Origin of the sequence: Helcococcus sp. KG196 (genome assembly GCF_046035495.1) — a bacterium.
Classification (GTDB): domain Bacteria; phylum Bacillota; class Clostridia; order Tissierellales; family Peptoniphilaceae; genus Helcococcus; species Helcococcus ovis.
The window spans coordinates 1-1,137 of sequence record NZ_JBFNFI010000033.1; the positions used below are offsets into that span (position 1 = coordinate 1).

General features: G+C 20.1%; 1 protein-coding gene and 1 pseudogene. Both read left to right on the plus strand.

What is annotated here, in order from left to right; genetic code table 11:
• Nucleotides 1-351: 351 nt before the first annotated feature.
• Nucleotides 352-654, plus strand: a complete 303-nt coding sequence (locus ABGF45_RS08340; RefSeq protein ID WP_134768892.1) for a helix-turn-helix domain-containing protein — start codon at nt 352-354, stop codon at nt 652-654.
• 257 nt (nt 655-911) lie between these two features.
• Nucleotides 912-1,137: pseudogene (locus ABGF45_RS08345) on the plus strand (transposase); the annotation flags it as partial.

Here is a 1,137-nt window from a genome sequence, read left to right on the forward strand (position 1 = left end):
TATAGCAATGAATTTAAATACATTAACATATAAAATTCTAAATAAAGATTTTAATCCTACAAGATATATATCAGTTGAAGAAAAAGTAGCATAGTAAAAAAAATAAAAATTAGCTACCTTAGTTTTTTGTACCCAAAAATCAAATAATTTGGATATTTTTTAGAAAGTAGATTAAAAATATATTATATAAAATTATTGAAATTTCAATTAAAAAGTAAAAGCTATTACAAAATAACATTTTTAGTTATTTTACAATATCCCCTTGTATTAATTTTAATATATTTTTATATAAAATGCAATTACAAAAATGTCATAAGCTTTGAAATTTATTTTTATAGGGAAGATATAGCTATGGATCTGAAATTAAAATTAAAAAATTTAAGAATTAAATATAATTATTCTCAGGAAAATATTGTTGAAGTTCTAGATATTAGTGTAAGACAGTATCAAAGAATTGAAAACGGAGATAATAAACCTAGTCTTGATGTATTAATGAATTTATCAAAAATTTACAATAGCAATTTGATAAATGACTATTTATTATCTAATGATAATTCTTATTTATATATTAAAAAATTAGAACTAGAATTGAAAAATATAATTTTTAATATAGATATAGATAAATTAAAAATATTCATAAATAAAATTCAATAAACTATTAATCAAGAGCCTAAGTCTACACATTTATTAAAAATACTATATTTTTCTAAGGCTTATAGATTAATTTTATAAAAGCAATATATAAAAGCTAAAAGTTATCTTGAAAAAGCTATTTTAATATCAATTCCTAATTTTGAAATTAAGAATATAGAAAATTATTTATATAATAAATTTGATATAAAAGTTCTATTGCATTTAGGGATTTCTTATAAGTATTTGGGAAATAAGGATAAATATAAAGCTTTCATACTATTGATGAGTGGCAAAACAGACCTTTAGATAAGGTTTATCCTTTTGTATTTATAGATGCAATACACTATCATGTAAGAGAAAATGGTTTAATAGTAAAAAAAAGCTGTATACATAGCTTTAGGATATAACATAAATGGGTTTAAGGAAATATTAGGAATGTGGATTGGAGAAAATGAAACATCTAAATATTGGATAATGGTTCTAAATCAAATGAAAGATAGAGGG

Coding starts and splice junctions, on each gene's coding strand:
- ABGF45_RS08340 (WP_134768892.1), top strand. CDS start 352: ATGGATCTGAAATTAAAATTAAAAAATTTAAGAATTAAATATAATTAT.